Source organism: Streptomyces paradoxus (genome assembly GCF_014202475.1).
Taxonomy (GTDB): Bacteria; Actinomycetota; Actinomycetes; order Streptomycetales; family Streptomycetaceae; genus Streptomyces; species Streptomyces paradoxus.
This window is the reverse complement of sequence record NZ_JACHGV010000003.1, coordinates 34,883-53,009: the sequence shown is the minus strand read 5'-3', so window position 1 is coordinate 53,009 and position 18,127 is coordinate 34,883. Positions and strand designations below refer to the sequence as shown.

The window sequence follows — 18,127 nt, the reverse complement described above, 5'->3', positions numbered from 1 at the left end:
ATCAGATCCCCACAGTGAAGCCGTCGGACCAGACCTGCATCTCCTGCACGATGCGGTCCCACGCGCCGGTCAGCAGGAGCAGACCGGTCACGATCATCATGATGCCGCCGATCCGCATCACCCAGACGTAGTGGCGCTTGATCCAGCCGAAGGCTCCGAGGGCCTTGCGGAAGGCGACCGCGGCGAGCACGAAGGGCACGCCCAGGCCCAGACAGTACGCGATGGTCAGGACGGCTCCGCGCCCGGCGCTGGCCTGGTCGATGGCGAGCGCCTGCACGGAGGCGAGGGTGGGGCCGATGCAGGGCGTCCAGCCGATGCCGAACAGCGCCCCGAGCAGGGGCGCGCCGGCCAGCCCGGCGACGGGCCGCCGGTGGAAGCGGAACTCCCGCTGGGTGAGCCAGGGCATCAGGCCCATGAAGAAGACGCCCATGAGGATCATGAGGACGCCGAGCACCTTGGACAGGACGCCCTGCTGCTCCTGGAGCGTCTGCCCGAAGTAGCCGAACAGGGCCCCGCCGGAGACGAACACGGCGGTGAAGCCGACCACGAACAGGGAGGCGCCCGCCACCATCCGGCCGCGCCGCGCCTCGGCGAGGTCGGTTCCGGCGACCCCCGTCACATAGGACAGATAACCGGGCACGAGCGGCAGGACGCACGGGGAGAAGAAGGAGACGAGTCCGCCGAGCAGCGCGATCGGCAGGGCCACGAGCAGGGCGCCGTTGAGCACCGTGCCGTTGGGGTCCGCGACCGCGGCGAGCGTGGTGACTGCGCTCACGTCACTACTCCGCTCACTTCTCGGCGACGACAGGCTTGAGCATCTTCAGCAGCCGTTCCTCGCTGAGCGCGGACAGCGAACGGGCCGCGATCTTGCCGTTGCGGTCGAGGATGAGCGTGGAGGGGATCGCCTGCGGGTTGAGCGTGCCCTTCTTGAAGCGCAGCAGCAGCTTGCCGGTCGGGTCGTAGAGGCTGGGGTAGGTGATGCCCCAGTCCTTCTCGAACGCGAGGGCGGCGCCGGTGGAGGTGTCGCGGGTGTTGATGCCGACGAACTGCACGCCCTTGCCGGCGTACTCCTTGGAGACCTTCGCGAAGTACTTGGCCTCGGCGCGGCAGGGGTTGCACCAGGAACCCCAGACGTTGAGGACGACGACCTTGCCCTTGTAGTCGGCGACGTCGAGGGTCTTGCCGGCGATGGTCTTGCCGGAGAGGTCGGGCGCCGGGGTGCGCTCGCCCTTGGCGGCCGTGGCGATGCCGTCGGTGCCGGTGACGAAGTTGGTGTTGCCGCCCCCGCCGGAGGTGCCGCCGGAGCCGCACGCGGTGACGAGCAGCGCGGTCGCGGCGAGACCGGCGGTCAAGGCGGCGCTACGGCGGACACGGCGGGTGCGCTCGGCGGCACGGGTCGTGCGGTTCGAACGCTGGGGGGCGCTGTCGGCACTCATGTGAAAAGTTTCGCATGCCCGTTCTGGGGGTCTCGCCCACCCCCCTTGCGGGTGGAAAACCGCATTTCAGGCGGCGTTCTGCGAGGCGTCTTCGCTGGGTGTGGAGGCCTTGCCGGTGAACTCCCGCCAGCCACCGGCCGGCTGCTGCCCGACGCCGAGGGTGCGGAGCTTGTCGAGCACCTCGGGCTTCTGCACGTCCAGCCAGTCGGCGAACTGCCGGAAGGAGACGAGACGCACATCCGCGCCCTTCTCCTTCTCCCGGGCGATGTACTTGAAGGCCTCCTCGACGGCGTCCATGTAGATGCCGCCGTTCCACTGCTCGAAGTGGTTGCCGATGAAGAGCGGTGCCCGGTTTGTCTCGTATGCCCGCTTGAAACCCTGGATGTACGCCTGCGCCGACTGCTTCCGCCAGCCCGGGTAGTTGTGGGCCGGGGCCTTCGTGGTGTTGAGGGACTGGTTGGCCAGCATGTTGTAGTCCATGGACAGGACCTCGAAGCCGCGGCCGGGGAAAGGTATCTGCTGGAGGGGCAGGTCCCAGATGCCCTGGCGCTTGGTGGGCCAGACCTGGAGGCCGCCGGGCGAGGAGGCGTCGTAACGCCAGCCGAGCTCGCGCGCGGTGGGCAGCAGGTTGTCCTGCCCGAGCAGGCAGGGCGTACGGCCGCCGACGAGCTCCTTGTCGTAATCGAACGGCAGCGGCGGCAGGTCGGTCCAGCCGGTGTTGGTGCGCCACTCCTTCACGAAGGACTTCGCCTGGTCGATCTCACTGCGCCACTGCCGGGGCGTCCAGTTCTTGACCGAGCCGTAGGACTCTCCGCAGAAGTGCCCGTTGAAGTGGGTGCCGATCTCGTGGCCCTCCAGCCACGCCCGGCGGACGTTCTTCAGCGTGTCCTTGACGTGCTCGTCGGTGAGGTAGCCGATGTCGGAGGCGCCGCGCGGGTTGTTCGGCGGGTTGTAGAGGCGCTTCTTCGACTCGGGCAGCAGGTACAGCCCGGACAGGAAGAAGGTCATGCTCGCGCCGTGCTCCTTGGCGAGGTCCAGGAAGCGCGGGAAGAGGCCGTTGCCGACCTCGCCGGCGCCGTCCCAGGAGAACACGACGAACTGCGGCGGGGTCTGCCCCGGCTCCAGCGGCTCGGGCTTGCCGGGCTGGTGGGGCTGCCTGCCGGTGTGGGCGGTGGAGCCGTCGCCGATGGGCCGGGCGGTGGGCTTCGGCTTCGATCCGCCCTGTACGGAGTCGCCGCCGGAACCGTCGGCATGGCCGGAGTCGTCCGAGCCCGTGAGCCCGCCGCATCCGGCGAGCGAGACAGCGGCGGCGGCTCCCGCGCCGAGTCCGAGCATTCCCCTGCGGGAGAGAGCGCGCATGGCATCCCCGATTCGTGACGTCGTGCTGGTCACCCAGTCAGAGGACGTGGCGAACGGGGAGGTTCCGGTGAAGTTTGCAGATTTCGTAACGAAGAGGTCGTAAGCGATCAGAAGGGGCGAAGCGAGAACCGCCACCGCTTCCCGAAGGCTCCGGGGTGGCCGGCCCGGTCGGTCACCTGGCCCGGGCCAAGTGACCGACCGATCGCGCGACCGGTCGCGCCTACGCTCCGAACGCCTTGTCCTGGCCCTTCACCGGCTTTGCGCCGGCGAGGAGGTGGGGTGGGACCAGGTCGCGGGCCGGCTCGGTGTAGCCGACGGAGACGATGCGGTCGCCCTGGTACGTGAAGGTCGTCAGCGAGGCGAGTGTGCACTGGCGCCTGCGCGGGTCGTGCCAGAGGCGGCGGCGTTCGACGTAGGACCGGACGATCCAGATGGGCAACTGGTGGCTGACCACGACCGCCTCGTGCCCGCGGGCCTTGTCCTTCGCCGCGCTCAGCGCGCTCATCATGCGGACGACCTGGTCGACGTACGGCTCGCCCCAGGACGGCCGGAACGGGTTGACCAGGTGCTTCCAGTTGCCGGGCTTGCGCAGCGCCCCGTCCCCGACGCCGAACGTCTTGCCCTGGAAGATGTTGTCGGCCTCGATCAGCCGCTCGTCCGTGGCGAGACCGAGCCCGTGCGCCTTCGCGATCGGCTCGGCGGTCTCCTGCGCCCGCTCCAGCGGCGAGGCGACCACGTGCGTCACATCACGGCCGGACAGATGCTCCGCGACCCGGTCGGCCATCCGGCGGCCCAGGTCGGACAGGTGGTAGCCGGGGAGACGGCCGTAGAGGATGCCGTCCGGGTTGGCCACCTCGCCGTGCCGCATCAGGTGGACGACGGTGATGTCCTCGTCGCTCCGGGGGCTCGTCGCGTCGCTCATGCCGTCGCCTCCGCGGCCGCGCGGGCCGCCGCCGGGAGGGCGTCGGCGATCTTCTGCACGGCCCGCTCGTCGTGCGCGGTGGACACGAACCAGGACTCGAAGGAGGACGGCGGCAGGTACACGCCGTTCGCGAGCAGCGAGTGGAAGAACGCGGTGAAGCGGAAGGACTCCTGCGTCTTGGCGTCCTCGTAATTGCGCACGGGCCGGTCGGTGAAGAACACCGAGAACATGTTGGAGGCGGTCTGCAGCCGGTGCGCGACGCCCTCCTTGGTCAGGGCCTCGGTGACCAGGCCCTGGATCTCCTTCGACACGGCGTCGACCTTCGCGTACGCCGCGTCGTCGAGCAGCCGCAGCTGGGCGAGGCCGGCGGCGGTCGCGACGGGGTTACCGGAGAGGGTGCCGGCCTGGTAGACCGGCCCGGCCGGGGCGAGGTGGGCCATGACGTCCGCGCGTCCGCCGAAGGCCGCCGCGGGGAAACCACCGCCCATGACCTTGCCGAAGGTCATCAGGTCGGGGACCACGCCGTCGACGCCGAACCAACCGGCGCGGCTGGTCCGGAAGCCGGTCATGACCTCGTCGGAGACGTAGAGGGCGCCGTTCTCGGCGCAGATGTCCTTGAGGCCCTGGTTGAAGCCCTCGGCGGGCGGTACGACGCCCATGTTGCCCGGGGAGGCCTCGGTGATCACGCAGGCGACCTCGCCGGGGTGCGCCCGGAAGGCCTCGCGCACGGCGTCGAGGTCGTTGTACGGCAGGACGATGGTGTCGCCGGCCTGGGCACCGGTGACGCCCGGGGTGTCGGGCAGCGCGAAGGTGGCGACCCCGCTGCCGGCCGCGGCGAGCAGCGAGTCGACGTGCCCGTGGTAGCACCCGGCGAACTTGATCACCTTGGTGCGCTGCGTGAACCCGCGCGCCAGCCGGATCGCGGACATGGTCGCCTCGGTCCCGCTGGACACGAGCCGCACCTGCTCCAGCGGCGCGACCCGGGCGGTCATCTCCTCGGCGAGCGCGACCTCCCCCTCACCGGGCGTGCCGAAGGACGTGCCGCGGGAGACCGCGTCCTGCACGGCGGCGATGACCTCGGGGTGGGAGTGCCCGAGGATCATGGGACCCCAGGAGCACACCAGGTCCACATACTCCCGGCCGTCCGCGTCCGTCAGGTACGGGCCCGTCCCGGACACCATGAACCGCGGGGTGCCGCCGACGGCCCGGAAGGCCCGGACCGGGGAGTTCACACCGCCGGGCGTGACGGCCGCCGCGCGGTCGAAAAGAGCCTGCGAGGCCGGTGCTTCATACGGATATGCCAGTTCACTCATGACCTGCGACTTCTCCGACCTTCTCCGACGCTGTCGGGCTCCGGGTGCCAGTGACCTGTTCAGGGTAGGCCAGGGGCGTGGGCGGGCGGGGCGTGGGACAACCGGCCCCCCGGTCCCCGTCGTCTGCGAGACTGGACCCTGATACCCACAGCTCAAACGGCCCGGTGTGGTCGGAAGCTGCGGAGATCCTGCGGTCAGATGTTTCGGCGTACGTTTCGCCGGGCGGCCGTGGGGGAGGTCACTGACACGATGATCGGGTTGCGCGGCGGGGGCGACGCGTCCTAGAAAAGCAGTCGGGTGGAGATATGCATCGCGGTGGCGGACTGGGCGAGGGGACTGATGACCTGGGTCCTCGACGTGCCCGGCGGGGAAGGCACCGGCGCGAGGCGGAGGACGCTCAGGAACCGCGTCAGACACAGGGTGTACCGAGTGAACCGGAGCGGGCCGCCGGACGTACTGAACGGCAGGTCGACGATCTTCGGGCCGGGAGCAGCGGGAATGGTGGTCGGGTGGGGGTGACGTACAAGTACTTCGGTGCGCCCGACGGCGCGACCGCGGCCCGCGTCCCGATCTCGATGCGCCCCGAGGAGCTCGGCGGCGACGAGCTCGGCATGAACGGCATGTTCACGAAGATCAAGCCCGAGACCATGGCGGCCATGGTCCTCACGGGCATCGAGGGCGTCCCCCTGCACAAGGTCCCGCCCCTGGAACTGGTCGTCCTGCACCCCGACTACGCGGTGGTCAAGCTCCCCATGACGGTCGTCGACCCGCTGCGCGGCATCGGCGAGGAGGCCGTGGGCGCGGCGGCGTTCATCTGGTCGACGGTCCCGGACCGCGGCGGCCCCCGGGACGCGTTCAACGTCTACCAGCTGCTGCACGAGTGGCAGGACTTCTCGCACCGGCTGCACGAGGCGGGGCATCAGCCGTACTGCCTTGTGTGGCCCTGAACTGCGCTTTCGTGGTGGGCAGGCAGGGTGCGGCGGTGTGGCGTCCGCCCCGGACCGGACGACGCGCGGCCGCGACCGGTCTCCCGTTCCGGTCGCGGCCTGGTGGGTGAAGGTGAGCCCTCAGGAGGTCAGCAGCAACTGCTCGCGGTGGCCGCTTCTTTCGCGCCGCTGCCGGCCGTGGCCGAGTCTGCGCAGCAGGTGCTGCCCCGCTGCCTGTCCAGAGTGCCGGCGTCGGCCTTGACGACGTACACCTCCCAGGGCTCCTGCCCCGGTGCGTGGACCCAGACCTTGTCCTGGAGGGCGTAGCAGCACGTGGTGTCGTTCTCCTCGGTCGTGGCGAGACCGGCCTCGCTGAGACGGGTGGTCGCGGCGTGGACCTGCTCGGCACTCTCGACCTCGACACCGAGGTGGTCCATACGGGTGACCTCCCCCGCCGTGCCCTCGATGAGGACGAGCTTGAGCGGGGGCTCGGCGATGGCGAAGTTGGCGTAGCCGTCTCGGAGTTTGGCGGGCTCGGTGCCGAACAGCTTGCTGTAGAAGGCGACGGACGCGTCCAGGTCCGGGACGCGAAGGGCCAGCTGTACGCGGGACATGGCGAACCTCTCTCGTATGCGGGTGTTCAGCAGCCACCGGGACCGGTGGCCGGGGTGCCGCTGCCGATCTGGAGGGAGCTCGGCGCGGAGCAGCATCCGTCGCCGGCCTGCTCGGAGTTCTCCGGCTCGTCGAACAGGCCCGCGCCGCCGCACACGCCGGTCTCCGGCAGGGTCAGCTCGACCCGCTCGGCGGCCTCACGGTCGCCGGCGATCGCTGCGGTGATGGAGCGGACCTGCTCGTAGCCGGTCATGGCGAGGAACGTGGGGGCGCGGCCGTAGGACTTCATGCCGGCCAGGTAGATGCCCTGCTCGGGGTGGGACAGTTCGTTGACGCCGTGCGGGTAGACGGTGCCGCAGGAGTGGACGTTGGGGTCGATCAGCGGGGCGAGTGCGGTCGGGGCCTGGAGGCGTTCGTCGAGGCCGAGGCGGACCTCGGAGAGGAAGGACAGGTCGGGGCGGAAGCCGGTCAGGACGATGACCTCGTCGACCGGATCCAGGCGGCGGCCGTCCTCCGCGACGAGGACGAGCCGATCGCCGTCGCGCTCCACAGCCTGTGTACGGAATCCGGTCGCCGCGCCGGCGTGACCGGCTTCGACGGCGGCCTTGGCGCGCAGGCCCAGGGCACCGCGGGCGGGCAGTTGGTCGGCCTCGCCGCCGCCGAAGGTGGAGCCGGTGATACCGCGGCGCAGGATCCACACCGCGTGGGTGCCCGGCTCGTCCTCGGCCAGGTCCGCGAGACGGGCGAGGGCGGTGAAGGCGGAGGCGCCGGAGCCGATCACGGCGGTGCGCTTGCCCGCGTATCGGGCGCGCACGGCCGGATCGCCCAGGTCGGGCACCCGGTAGGAGATGCGGTCGGCGGCGGACCTCTCACCGAGCGCGGGCAGACCGTCGGCGCCCATGGGGCTGGGGGTGGACCAGGTGCCGGAGGCGTCGATGACCGCGCGTGCGCTGATCCGTTCCTCGCGGCCGTCGGCGTGCTGGATGTGCACGGTGAAGGGCTGCTCGTCGCGGCCGGAGTCGACGATGCGGTCGCGCCCGGCGCGGGCGACGCCGGTCACGGTTGCCCCGTAACGGATCTTGCCGTCGAGGACGTCGGCGAGGGGCTGCAGGTACTGCTCGGCCCAGTCACCGCCGGTCGGGTACGCGGAGCCGTCGGGGCGGGTCCAGCCGGCCGGGGCGAGCAGCTTTTCGGCGGCCGGGTCGGTGAGCTCGGACCAGGGCGAGAACAGCCGCACGTGCGCCCAGTCGCGTACGGCGGTACCGGCCGACGGTCCGGCTTCCAGGACCAGCGGTTCGATGCCGCGCCCGACGAGGTGGGCCGCCGCGGCCAGCCCGACCGGACCTGCTCCGATGACCACGACGGGCAGCTGATCAGTGTCGAGCACGCTGTTGATGGACACGGCCACGAGGTTCCCCTTTTGCTTCGACATTCGTCGATGGCTTGCGTTGCCAGCATGGCACTTGCTTCGATGACCGTCAACATAGACATTCATCGAATTCGAGAGGGGATGATTCACCGGAGGCAGCTCACCCTCGCCGACTTGGTTCGACGTATGTCAACATAGACGTATGTCGAATACGACGAAGGTGCTGCCGCTGCTGGAACCCGAGGTTCCCGAGACCGTGGTGCCGTGCTGTCCGCCCCTCACCGAGCGCCCGTTCACCGCCGAGGAGGCCGAAACCGCCGCACGGATGTTCAAGGCCCTGGGCGACCCGGTGCGGCTGCGGCTGTTCTCCGCGGTGGCCTCGCACGAGGGCGGCGAGGCGTGCGTGTGCGACATCTCCGATGTCGGCGTCTCCCAGCCGACGGTGAGCCACCACCTGAAGAAGCTGAAGGACGCCGGGCTGCTGACCTCCGAGCGGCGCGGCACCTGGGTGTACTACCGGGTCGAGCCGTCCGTGCTGGCCGCGATGGGCAAGCTGCTGACCGTCGCGCCGTCCGCCGCCTGACCGTCCTGCGCCGGGAGGGCGAGCGCCGTGAGGTGGGACAGCGCGGGCCGGATGCCGGTGCAACGGATGATCGCGTCGGCCTCGGTGCGGGTGCCGTCGGCCCACTCGGCCCCGCCGGGGGTGAGGCGGGAGAACATCGGGCCGGCCTTGAGCAGGCCACGGTCGCGGGCTTCGCGTACGGGCGGGAGGATCACCGCCCGGGAGTGCCGGGGGCCCGAGTCCGTGTCCACGCGCAGGAGCGGGCCGTCGCGGTCTGCGCTGCGGTGCCGGTGCGGCCCAGGCGGTGCATCAGCCCTCCCGCGGTGCCGCCGTCAACTGCCGACCGGGGCCGAACGTACGCCGCCATGCCAGGGAGACGTAGACCAGCGCGACCAGGACGGGCACCTCGATGAGCGGGCCGACCACACCGGACAGGGCCTGGCCGGAGGTGACGCCGAAGGTGGCGATGGCGACCGCGATGGCCAGCTCGAAGTTGTTGCCGGCCGCCGTGAAGGCGAGCGTGGCGGTGCGGTCGTAGGCCAGGCCGATGACCTTGCCGAGGGCGAAGGTGCCGAACCACATCACGGCGAAGTACACCAGCAGCGGAAGCGCGATACGGGCGACGTCGAGCGGCTGCGAGGTGATCGTCTTCCCCTGCAGGGCGAAGAGGATGACGATCGTGAAGAGCAGGCCGTACAGCGCCCACGGGCCGATCTTCGGGAGGAAGCCCGACTCGTAGTTCTCCCTGCCCAGCTTCTGTTCGCCGATGCGGCGGGTGAGGAAGCCGGCCAGCAGCGGGACGCCGAGGAAGATGACGACGTTCAGGACGATCTTCCCCATGGAGATGTCGAGGTGCTCGCCGTTGCCCAGGCCCAGCAGGCCGGGCAGCAGGTCGAGGTAGAACCAGCCGAGCAGGCCGAACGCCAGGACCTGGAAGACCGAGTTCAGCGCCACGAGGACGGCAGCGGCTTCGCGGTCGCCGCAGGCGAGGTCGTTCCAGATGATGACCATGGCGATGCAGCGGGCGAGGCCGACGATGATCAGGCCCGTGCGGTACTCGGGCAGGTCCGGCAGGAAGATCCAGGCCAGCGCGAACATGACCGCGGGGCCGACGATCCAGTTGACGACCAGCGACGAGGCCATGAGCCGCTTGTCGCCGGTGACGGCGTCGAGCCTGTCGTAGCGGACCTTGGCCAGCACCGGGTACATCATGATCAGCAGACCGAGGGCGATCGGCAGCGAGATGCCGCCGATCTCGACCTTGGCGAGGGCGTCGTCGAGGCCGGGGACGGCACGGCCCAGGCCGAGGCCGACGGCCATGGCGAGCAGGATCCACCCGGCGAGGAAGCGGTCGAGCGTCGAGAGCTTCGCGACGACCGAGGACTCCTCGGCGGTCGCGGATGCTTCGGTGCGGGTCACGGGCAGGCCCTCTTGTTGTCGGCGGCATGGCGAGCGGACTCGGCCAGGTCGTTGAACCGGCCGGCGAGCTGGGCGATGACGTCCGGGCAGAGCCTGTAGTACGTGTACCGGCCGCACGGCTCCGTCTCGACGACCCCGGCCTCGCGCAGCACTCTCAAGTGATTGGAGAGGTTGGTCTGCCGGGCACCGGTCTCCTCCACCAGGTGGGTGGTGCACAGCGTCTCCCTGGCCAGCAAGGTCACGATGCGAAGCCTGAGCGGATCGGCCAGGACCCGGATCAGATCAGTGTCGACTGACGTCAGCATGGGCTGATACTGTCACATCACTCCGAGCTGATACCAGCCGGGGCTGATGTCCGGGATACGTATCCCTCCGCCCGAGGGCGCCCCGATCGAAGGAAGAACCGATGTCCTCCAGCCCGCTCACCTCCGTGCTGTTCGTCTGCGTCCACAACGCCGGACGCTCGCAGATGGCTGCCGGATTCCTCTCCCACCTCGCAGGCGACCGGATCGAGGTCCGCTCCGCCGGCTCCATCCCCGGCGACCGGGTCAACCCCTCCGCCGTCGAGGCGATGAAGGAAGTCGGCGTCGACATCGCCGGCGCCGAACCGAAGATCCTCACCACCGAGGCCGTCCGGGCGTCCGACTACGTCATCACCATGGGCTGCGGCGACGCCTGCCCGGTCTTCCCCGGCAAGAAGTACCTCGACTGGGCCCTGGAAGACCCGGCCGGCAAGGGCGTCGAAGCCGTCCGCCCCATCCGCGACGAGATCAGGCAGCGCATCGAGGCACTGATCGCCGAGATCGACGCCCAGCGGGAAGCGTGACGTCCGCGTAAGGCACCGGCATACGATCAGCGGCCATGGACTGGCTGGAGCGCAGCGCGACGTTACGGCAGTGGAGCAGGGGCGGGACGAGGGCGCCGCACAAGCCCCTGCTGTTCCTCTACGCCCTCGGCCGGTTCCAGGAGAACGCCGACGGCGAGCTGCGCTACGGCGCGGTGGAGGAGGACCTGGCCCGGCTGCTGGCCGAGTACGGCCCGCCCAACAGGACGAGCCCTGCGTATCCGTTCCACCACCTCGTCAGCGACGGGGTGTGGGAGGTGCGGACCGAGCGCGGGCCGGGCAGCCCCGGCAGCGGCGTGCGGGAGCTGAGGGAGACGGGTGCGGCGGGGCGGCTCGCGCCCGACCTGAGGGCGGCCCTGCGGCGTGAACCGGCGCTGCTCGGCCGCATCGCGCGGGTCCTGCTCGACCTGCACTTCCCGCCCTCCCTGCACGGCGACCTCTGCGAGGCCGTCGGCCTGGAGCTGGAAGAACCGGAGACCGGGCGGCGCCCGGAGGTACGCCGGCAGCGCAGCCGGCGGATGCGCGATCTGGTGCTGACCGCTTACGAGTACCGGTGCGCCTTCTGCGGCTACGACGGCCGGATCGGCACGGTCCCGGTCGGGCTGGAGGCCGCGCACGTGCGCTGGTGGGCGTTCGGCGGACCCGACGACGTCGACAACGGGCTGTGCCTGTGCTCGCTGCACCACAAGCTCTTCGACAAGGGTGTCCTCGGAGTCGGCGACGGCCACCGCATCCTGGTCTCGCAGCGTTTCATCGGGCACAGCACCGCCGCCCACGAGCACGTCACAGCGCTCGCGGGCCGCCCGCTGGTCGGCCCGCAGCCGGGCACGCGCCCCGTCGCGGCCGCCCACCGTGCCTGGCACACCAGCCAGGTCTTCCACGGTGCCCCGCGCCCTGCCACGGCCCCATGACGGATCCGCCACGGGCGGGCGCGGAGACCGAGGGTGCCGGGTCAGTGATCCGAGTAGCTGAAGTCCCCCACGGTCCAGGCACTGACGTCCTCGATCGCGACGCGGTACATCCCGCCCGTCTCCGGGATCCCCACGGTGCCCTGGAGGATGCGGGCGACGTGGAAGTGCAGATGTGTCGGTGGCCCGCCCTTCTCCACCGGGGTGTCGAAGACCGCGGAGAACTCGCCCAGCCGGGCGGAGTTGGTCAGCACCTCCGAGACTCTCTGCCTCCACACGGCTTCTGGAGCCAGCCTGCCGGTGATGACAGCACCACCGGTGACCACGGTCAGGGACATCTGAGTGCTCTGCCCGGACTCCACACGGGCAGCGATGTCAACGATCAGCTCGTCGGGCTTCGCCATGGGAGTGGATTTTATGCAACGGTCCGGCCGGGCGCCTCGGGTGGTCGCGAAACAGGGACCGGCCGGGCGCACGCCGCGCTTCTCCCCCGGACGACGTGCCCTCGCCGGGCCGGTGGATGAGCCGGGCGTCTGACGGGCAGTAGGAGTGCGGCGGAAGTCGGTGACCTGAGGGGGCCCTGGTGCGTGATCTCGCGGAGTCGGTCGAATCGGTGGAGCAGCTCGCAACGGTCTGGCGGGCCATGGTGCTCGACCGGGATCCGGATGCCGACGTGCGCGACCTGCCGGGCATCGCCGTGCGGTGGGCCGACTGCCGGTTCGCCTTCTGGAACTGCGTGACCCTGACCGACGTCGGCGCGGACCCCGGACTGCTGAAGCAGCGGCTGGACGAGGCCGCCGGGATCATGCGGTCGAAATCCCACTCCGGGTTCCTGTGGGTCTTCGAGGATCTGCTCGACGGCCCGGCACGCGCCGCGCTGGACGAATCCGCCGGGCGGGCGGGGCTGCGGTACGCCTTCCCGGGCACCGGCACGGCGGGAGACCTGCTGCCGGTTCCCGACCCCGTCCACCCCGAGCTGACCTTCGTGCGCGTACGTGACGACGAACTCCTGCACTCCTACGCGGACATCAACTCGCGCGCCTACGGATTCCCCCTGGAGGACGGGCGGGACGGGCTCGCCGGGTCCTCGCTGTGGAAGAGCGGGGTGTTCGCGTACCTGGGGCTGCGGGACGGGGTCCCCGTGACCTGCGCCGCCACCGTCGAGGCGGACGGGCGGCTCTTCGTCGTGCTCGTCGCCACCAATCCGGCGTGGGAGCGGCGAGGGTACGGGGAGGCCGTGACCCGCAAGGCGCTGCACGAGGGGGCCCGGGCGACCGGCCTGACCCGGGCCACGCTGCACGCGACCGCCGCCGGAGCACCCGTCTACCCGCGGATCGGGTTCCGGCCCAACTCCCCGGTGCGGTTCTACTCCCTCGGGGACTGACGGACCGCCTCGCGACGGCGGTGGCGGCCCGGCTGCACGCCCGCTTCTCACCCGTCGCCGTTCGCCGCCGGCCGCCCGCCCACGGTGAACCCGGTGACCGTCCCGCCCCCGTCCCGCCGGAAGGCGAACGGCGCTCCCCCGTGCGCCAGTGCCACCTCGCGGACGATGGACAGCCCCAGGCCGGAGCCCGGCAGGGAGCGGGCGTCGGCGGCCCGGTAGAAGCGGTCGAACACACGGGTGAGGTCGCTGTCGGCGATGCCCGGGCCGCGGTCGAGGACCTCGACCCGGATCGTGCCGGGGCGGGCGGGCCCCGAGACGACGATCTCGACGGGGGCCCGGCCGCCCTGGTCGAACTTCACCGCGTTCTCGACGAGGTTGGACAGCGCCCGGGTCAGCATCCCGGGCCGGCCGTCGGTCGTGGTGTCGCCGCTCGCGCGCAGCAGGATCTCCCGGCCGCTGCGCCGCCGGGCCACCCCCGCCACCTCCTCGGCGATGTCCGCGACGTCCACCCGCCGCGGCGGCTCGGTGTCGGACTGCCCGGCCGCGAGATCCACCAGTTCGTTGACCAGGTCGGTCAGTTCACGGGCCTCCTGGCCCAGGTCGGCGACCAGTTCCTCGCGGGCCTCCGGAGGGAGTTCGCCGATCCGGCGCAGCAGGGAGATGTTCGTGCGCAGCGAGGTGAGCGGCGTGCGCAGCTCGTGGCCCGCGTCCTGGACCAGGCGGCGCTGGTCCTCCTCGGACTGGGCGAGCCGGCCCAGCATGCGGTCGAAGGCCCGGCCGAGGCGGCCCACCTCGTCGTGTCCGGCCACGGGCACTTGGATGCCCAGGCGGCGGGTGCGGGCGACGTCCTCGGCGGCGTCGGTCAGCACGACCAGGCGGCGCGTGATCCGCCGGGCCAGCCACCAGCCGAACAGCCCGGCGCCGACCACCACGGCGGCCACGAGCAGCAGCGTCCGCTGCTGGAGCACCCGCAGCAGGTCCTCGACGTCGCTGAACTCCTGGGCGACCTGCACCGCACCCCGGCCGTCGCCGAGGGAGACGGTGGCGACGCGGTAGACGTCGTCGCCCACGTCGACGTCCTTGTGCTCGGCCACCTCCCCGGAGGAGGCCGCGGCGGCGATCCGCACGTCGGCGCCGGTGACCGGCAGCCCCGGGCTGCCCCGGTCGACGACGTGCCCGTCCGGGCCGAGCACCTGCACGTCCGTCCGGGCCGGCCGCACCAGGTCGTGGCCCGGCGCGGCGGACGAGAAGTCGCCGGGCGTCATGTGGTTCTCCCGCACCTCGTCGCGGAGATCCTGCACGACCTCGTCGAACACGGTCTGCTGGTCCACCCGCACCAGCCGCGCGGCGGCGCTGTACGACAGGATGCCGACCAGGATCGTCACGGCCGCGGTCACCGCCGCGAAGGACACCGCGAAGGTGGTGCGCAGCGAGACCAGCCCCGGCCGCCGCCCGACCAGCAGCCGGCGCAGGCGGCCCACTCAGTCCTCCCGCAGCACGTAACCCACGCCCCGGACCGTGTGGATCAGCTGCGGCGCGTCCGGCTCGTCGAGCTTGCGGCGCAGGTAGCCGACGTAGACGGCGAGGTTCTTCGAGCCGGGCCCGAAGTCGTAGCCCCAGATGCGGTCGTAGATCGTCGAGTGGTCGAGGACGATGCCCGCGTTGCGCACCAGCAGTTCCAGCAGCTCGAACTCGGTGCGGGTCAGCTCCAGCTCGCGCGCGCCGCGCCAGACCCGGCGCGCCTGCGGGTCCATGCGGATGCCGGCGGCGTCGATGAACCGCTCCGGCAGGGGCCGGGGCGCCTCGGCCGCCGGTGCGCTCCCGGCGCCCACCGGGCTGGTGCGGCGCAGCAGGGCGCGCAGCCGGGCGAAGACCTCCTCCACGTCGAAGGGCTTGACGACGTAGTCGTCGGCGCCCGCGTCCAGGCCGGCGATCCGGTCGGCGGTCTCCACGAGGGCCGTCAGCATCAGCACGGGCGTCCGGTCGCCCTCGGCGCGCAGCACCCGGCAGACCTGGAGCCCGTCGATGCCGGGCATCATCACGTCCAGGACGAGCACGTCCGGACGGTTGCGGTGGGCCTGCGCCAGCGCCTCGACCCCGTCGGCGACCGCCATGACCTGGTAGCCCTCCAGGGTCAGGGCCCGCTCCAGGGCATTGCGGATGGCGCGGTCGTCTTCGGCGAGCAGCACTGTTTGGGGCACGCGTCCAGTGTGCCAAGCCCGGGGGTTCCCGGAACCGTATGCGCTGCGCCGGAGCGTCCTTCTTACTGCCCTCTCACCAGGGATCGGGCAACCGCGGAGGCCGGCCCTACCGTCCCCTCACCCTCGGCTCCGGGCGAGCCGGGCCGCGTGCGTGGGGGCGTCGGGCACGTCCGCCGGGCGGTCCACGGCGAACTCCTTGCGCAGCACCGGCACGACCTCCTCGCCCAGCAGGTCGATCTGCTCCAGCACGGTCTTCAGCGGCAGCCCGGCGTGGTCGATCAGGAACAGCTGGCGCTGGTAGTCGCCCGCGTACTCCCGGAAGGCCAGCGTCTTCTCGATGACCTGCTGGGGGGAGCCCACCGTCAGCGGCGTCTGGTCCATGAAGTCCTCCAGCGACGGCCCGTGCCCGTAGACCGGGGCGACGTCGAAGTAGGGCCGGAACTCGCGCACGGCGTCCTGCGCGTTCTTCCGCATGAAGACGTGCCCGCCGAGCCCGACGATCGCCTGTTCGGGCGTGCCGTGCCCGTAGTGGGCGTACCGCTCGCGGTACAGCTCGACCATGCGCTTGGTGTGGTCGGCCGGCCAGAAGATGTTGTTGTGGAAGAAGCCGTCGCCGTAGAACGCGGCCTGCTCGGCGATCTCCGGGGAGCGGATGGAGCCGTGCCAGACGAACGGCGGGACGCCGTCCAGCGGGCGGGGCGTGGCGGTGAAGCCCTGGAGAGGCGTGCGGAACTTGCCCTCCCAGTCGACGACGTCCTCGCGCCACAGGCGGTGGAGCAGGGCGTAGTTCTCGACGGCGAGGTTGATGCCCTGCCGGATGTCCTGCCCGAACCAGGGGTAGACCGGGCCGGTGTTCCCGCGCCCCAGCATCAGATCCACCCGGCCGTCGGCCAGGTGCTGGAGCATCGCGAAGTCCTCGGCGATCTTCACCGGATCGTTGGTGGTGATCAGGGTCGTGGCCGTGGAGAGGATCAGCCGCTCGGTGCGGGCCGCGACGTAGCCGAGCATCGTGGTCGGGGACGAGGGCACGAAGGGCGGGTTGTGGTGCTCGCCGGTCGCGAAGACGTCGAGCCCCACCTCCTCGGCCTTCTGCGCGATGGCGACCATGGCCTTGATCCGCTCGCGCTCCGTGGGCGTCCGGCCGGTGGTGGGGTCGGGCGTGACGTCGCCGACGCTGAAGATCCCGAACTGCATGGTCGCTCACCCTCCAGGTTGTTTACGGTTCAACTATACCTGGGGAACGGCTGCCCACGTGGGGGTATTCCCGAAAGGGGGCCCGGACCGGCCCCACCACGCCCGCCGGCCCCGTCGGCCGGTCCCCGGTGGGCCCCCTCGGCCCCGGGAAGCCCTGCCCCTCGCCCGCGCCGGTGCCCACAAGGCCCGGGCGTCGAGGCCCGGGCGGGCCGCGCACCGTCAGGGCACGAGCACCAGCCGCCCCCGCACCCCGCCCTCGTCCAGCCGGGCGTGCGCCTTCATGGCGTCGTCCAGGGCGTACGTCTCGGCCACCCGCGTCGTCAGCACCCCCTCGTCCAGCAGCCGCACCAGCTCCGCCAGCCGGGCCCCGTCGGCGCTCACCTCGACCGCACCGGTCCGCACACCCCGCACGGAGGCGGGCTCGGCGTGCGGGATGACGCCGATGTACCGGCCCCCGTCCCGCACCCACGCCAGGGCCGGCTCACCGAGGACGGCGGCGTCCAGCACCGCGTCGAAGTCCCGGTCCGCGATGGCGTCACCCGTGACGTGCCGGGCCCCCAGGGACCGTACGAACGCCTCGTCCCCCTCCCGTGCCAGCCCGGTCACCGGTATCCCCCGGTGCGCGGCCAGCCGGACCGCGTACCCGCCGACCGCACCGGCCGCCCCCGTCACCAGCAGCGACGACCGGCCCGGCGTCAACTCCAGCCGGTCCAGGGCCTGCGCGGCGGTCAGTGCGTTCAGCGGCAGGGTCGCCGCGTGAACGGCGTCCACCGTGGCGGGCGCCGGGGCCACCGCGTCCGCGTCCACGACGACGTACTCGGCATGCGTGCCCAGCGGCTTGTCCATGCCGTAGTCGAGCGCCACCACCTCGTCCCCGACGCTCCACGAACCGTCCGCGCCCACCGCGTCCACCGTCCCCGCGACGTCCCAGCCGAGCCCGATCCGCCGGCCCGCACCCCCGAAGACACCGGTCCGCACCCCCGCGTCCACGGGATTCAGGGAGGCCGCCGCGACCTTGATCCGGACCTGACGGGCACCCGGCTCAGGCACCTCGGTCTCCACGACCTCCACGGCCTCCGGTCCACCGAACGAGTTCACCACTACAGCACGCACAGCAAAGCTCCCTGGATCGTCGGTAGCCGGGACGTTCTCCCGGCCACTGCGCACAACCCTAGGAAGAGTTACTATCCATCGGTAAGTAGTTACCTGCGAGTGCGTACGTACCCCGGAGGTGAGCCATGGCCACGATGACGGCGGCCCAGCGGCGCGAGCAGGCCCGCATCGAGTACGACGCGTTCCTGAAGAGCTGCCCCACCAACCAGCTCCTGGACCGCATCAGCGACAAGTGGGTCAGCCTCGTCGTGTCCGCCCTCGCCCCGGGCCCCCTGCGCTACAGCGACCTCGGCCGCAGGATCGCCGGCGTCAGCCCCAAGATGCTCACCCAGACCCTGCGATCACTGGAACGCGACGGCCTCCTCACCCGCACCGTCACCCCGTCCGTCCCGGTCCGCGTCGACTACGAACTCACGCCCCTGGGCCACAATCTGGCCCTGCTGCTGACCGCCGTGAAGGACTGGGCGGAGAACCACTTCGACGAGGTCAAGGACGCCCGCGAGCGCTACGACGCCGGCAACCCCGGCGACTGACACCGGCGTCACCGGGCGCGCATGCGAAGCTG

At 71.4% G+C, this 18,127-nt stretch carries 21 protein-coding genes; 6 read left to right on the top strand and 15 right to left on the bottom strand.

The features are described 5' to 3' along the window. Position 1: 1 nt before the first annotated feature. The 5 genes from HNR57_RS09870 to hemL all read right to left on the bottom strand — a co-directional run bounded on the left by HNR57_RS09870 (position 2) and on the right by hemL (position 5,030). Entirely contained in the window at positions 2-775 is a 774-nt protein-coding gene (locus tag HNR57_RS09870) for a cytochrome c biogenesis CcdA family protein (RefSeq protein ID WP_184559023.1), read from the bottom strand. A 13-nt stretch (positions 776-788) separates the two neighbouring features. Then, on the bottom strand, positions 789-1,436 hold the full coding sequence (locus tag HNR57_RS09865) for a TlpA family protein disulfide reductase (RefSeq protein ID WP_184559021.1): 648 nt from the start codon (positions 1,434-1,436) through the stop codon (positions 789-791). Positions 1,437-1,502: 66 nt separating this feature from the next. After that, positions 1,503-2,795 (bottom strand): polysaccharide deacetylase family protein, encoded by a 1,293-nt coding sequence (locus tag HNR57_RS09860; RefSeq protein ID WP_184559019.1) that lies wholly within the window; start codon positions 2,793-2,795, stop codon positions 1,503-1,505. A gap of 220 nt (positions 2,796-3,015) precedes the next feature. Then, positions 3,016-3,717: a histidine phosphatase family protein gene (locus tag HNR57_RS09855; RefSeq protein WP_184559017.1), complete on the bottom strand. Its 702-nt coding sequence runs from the start codon at positions 3,715-3,717 to the stop codon at positions 3,016-3,018. Then, positions 3,714-5,030: a glutamate-1-semialdehyde 2,1-aminomutase gene (gene hemL / locus HNR57_RS09850; protein ID WP_184559015.1), complete on the bottom strand. Its 1,317-nt coding sequence runs from the start codon at positions 5,028-5,030 to the stop codon at positions 3,714-3,716. Before hemL ends, HNR57_RS09855 begins: the two co-directional genes overlap by 4 nt. A gap of 509 nt (positions 5,031-5,539) precedes the next feature. Here hemL and HNR57_RS09845 point away from each other — a divergent pair. Further along, on the top strand, positions 5,540-5,977 hold the full coding sequence (locus tag HNR57_RS09845; protein WP_003974483.1) for a hypothetical protein: 438 nt from the start codon (positions 5,540-5,542) through the stop codon (positions 5,975-5,977). A 128-nt stretch (positions 5,978-6,105) separates the two neighbouring features. Here the strand turns inward: HNR57_RS09845 and HNR57_RS09840 are convergent, their stop codons facing one another. After that, a complete protein-coding gene (locus HNR57_RS09840) occupies positions 6,106-6,570 on the bottom strand; it encodes an ArsI/CadI family heavy metal resistance metalloenzyme (protein WP_184559013.1) in 465 nt (154 codons plus the stop codon). A gap of 26 nt (positions 6,571-6,596) precedes the next feature. Beyond that, positions 6,597-8,000 carry an NAD(P)-binding domain-containing protein gene (locus HNR57_RS09835; protein ID WP_184559011.1) on the bottom strand — a complete coding sequence of 468 codons (1,404 nt, stop codon included), beginning with the start codon at positions 7,998-8,000 and terminating at the stop codon, positions 6,597-6,599. Between the two features lie 139 nt (positions 8,001-8,139). Between HNR57_RS09835 and HNR57_RS09830 the strand changes: the two genes are divergently transcribed. Continuing rightward, a complete protein-coding gene (locus HNR57_RS09830; protein WP_184559009.1) occupies positions 8,140-8,520 on the top strand; it encodes an ArsR/SmtB family transcription factor in 381 nt (126 codons plus the stop codon). On the opposite strand, the gene HNR57_RS40850 is transcribed toward HNR57_RS09830, so the two are convergent. Genes HNR57_RS40850 through HNR57_RS09815 form a run of 3 tightly spaced genes read right to left on the bottom strand, consistent with a single transcriptional unit; the run spans position 8,451 to position 10,223 of the window. Beyond that, entirely contained in the window at positions 8,451-8,750 is a 300-nt protein-coding gene (locus HNR57_RS40850; protein WP_376772212.1) for a hypothetical protein, read from the bottom strand. The two genes, HNR57_RS09830 and HNR57_RS40850, sit on opposite strands and share 70 nt — an antisense overlap. 58 nt (positions 8,751-8,808) lie before the next feature. Next, complete coding sequence (gene arsB, locus HNR57_RS09820) at positions 8,809-9,918, bottom strand: ACR3 family arsenite efflux transporter (protein WP_184559007.1); 1,110 nt, start codon at positions 9,916-9,918, stop codon at positions 8,809-8,811. After that, the gene (locus HNR57_RS09815) at positions 9,915-10,223 is read right to left on the bottom strand and encodes an ArsR/SmtB family transcription factor (protein WP_184559005.1); all 309 of its coding nucleotides are present in this window, start codon (positions 10,221-10,223) and stop codon (positions 9,915-9,917) included. The genes arsB and HNR57_RS09815 overlap by 4 nt, the downstream gene beginning before the upstream one ends. 101 nt (positions 10,224-10,324) lie before the next feature. Between HNR57_RS09815 and HNR57_RS09810 the strand changes: the two genes are divergently transcribed. After that, complete coding sequence (locus HNR57_RS09810) at positions 10,325-10,744, top strand: arsenate reductase ArsC (protein ID WP_184559003.1); 420 nt, start codon at positions 10,325-10,327, stop codon at positions 10,742-10,744. 35 nt (positions 10,745-10,779) lie between these two features. Beyond that, entirely contained in the window at positions 10,780-11,673 is an 894-nt protein-coding gene (locus tag HNR57_RS09805; RefSeq protein WP_184559001.1) for a phosphorothioated DNA-binding restriction endonuclease, read from the top strand. 41 nt (positions 11,674-11,714) lie between these two features. Here HNR57_RS09805 and HNR57_RS09800 read toward each other — a convergent pair whose 3' ends face one another. Continuing rightward, positions 11,715-12,074: a hypothetical protein gene (locus tag HNR57_RS09800; RefSeq protein WP_184558999.1), complete on the bottom strand. Its 360-nt coding sequence runs from the start codon at positions 12,072-12,074 to the stop codon at positions 11,715-11,717. Positions 12,075-12,253: 179 nt separating this feature from the next. Between HNR57_RS09800 and HNR57_RS09795 the strand changes: the two genes are divergently transcribed. Further along, a complete protein-coding gene (locus HNR57_RS09795; protein WP_184558997.1) occupies positions 12,254-13,054 on the top strand; it encodes a GNAT family N-acetyltransferase in 801 nt (266 codons plus the stop codon). Between the two features lie 47 nt (positions 13,055-13,101). Here HNR57_RS09795 and HNR57_RS09790 read toward each other — a convergent pair whose 3' ends face one another. From HNR57_RS09790 to HNR57_RS09775, 4 genes are all read right to left on the bottom strand, one after another. After that, positions 13,102-14,535: a sensor histidine kinase gene (locus HNR57_RS09790; protein ID WP_184558995.1), complete on the bottom strand. Its 1,434-nt coding sequence runs from the start codon at positions 14,533-14,535 to the stop codon at positions 13,102-13,104. After that, a complete protein-coding gene (locus HNR57_RS09785) occupies positions 14,536-15,255 on the bottom strand; it encodes a response regulator transcription factor (RefSeq protein WP_184558993.1) in 720 nt (239 codons plus the stop codon). 117 nt (positions 15,256-15,372) lie between these two features. Beyond that, positions 15,373-16,449, bottom strand: coding sequence for an LLM class flavin-dependent oxidoreductase (locus HNR57_RS09780; protein WP_184558991.1), 1,077 nt, complete (start codon positions 16,447-16,449; stop codon positions 15,373-15,375). A gap of 219 nt (positions 16,450-16,668) precedes the next feature. Beyond that, positions 16,669-17,562 (bottom strand): NADP-dependent oxidoreductase, encoded by an 894-nt coding sequence (locus tag HNR57_RS09775; protein WP_184558989.1) that lies wholly within the window; start codon positions 17,560-17,562, stop codon positions 16,669-16,671. A gap of 125 nt (positions 17,563-17,687) precedes the next feature. On the opposite strand from HNR57_RS09775, the gene HNR57_RS09770 reads away from it, so the two are divergent. Continuing rightward, complete coding sequence (locus HNR57_RS09770; RefSeq protein WP_184558987.1) at positions 17,688-18,095, top strand: winged helix-turn-helix transcriptional regulator; 408 nt, start codon at positions 17,688-17,690, stop codon at positions 18,093-18,095. The last annotated feature ends 32 nt before the right edge of the window (positions 18,096-18,127 follow it).